Source organism: Chromobacterium subtsugae (genome assembly GCF_001676875.1).
Classification (GTDB): domain Bacteria; phylum Pseudomonadota; class Gammaproteobacteria; order Burkholderiales; family Chromobacteriaceae; genus Chromobacterium; species Chromobacterium subtsugae.
This window is the reverse complement of record NZ_JYKA01000069.1, coordinates 1-238: the sequence shown is the minus strand read 5'-3', so window position 1 is coordinate 238 and position 238 is coordinate 1. Positions and strand designations below refer to the sequence as shown.

1 protein-coding gene is annotated in these 238 nt (G+C 63.4%); it reads left to right on the top strand.

The window, feature by feature from the left end; genetic code table 11:
- On the top strand, positions 1-238 hold a 238-nt coding region (locus MY55_RS22365), incomplete at both ends, for an RHS domain-containing protein (protein WP_208856086.1).

Sequence of the window (238 nt, the reverse complement as noted above, 5' to 3'; positions counted from 1 at the left end):
TCAGGCCGGTCCGGAGCCACAAGCGCCGAAGGCGGTCTACTACTACCACAACGACCACCTGGGCACCCCGCAAGCGCTGACCGACGAGCAAGGCCTGCTCGCGCTGGAAATGGACTACAAAGCCTGGGCGAAGCGCGCGAAGTCATCGCCGACGCCGCCTCAAAAGCCGGCATCCGCAACCCCTTCCGCTTCCAGGGACAGTATCATGACGATGAGTCCGGGCTGCACTATAACCGTC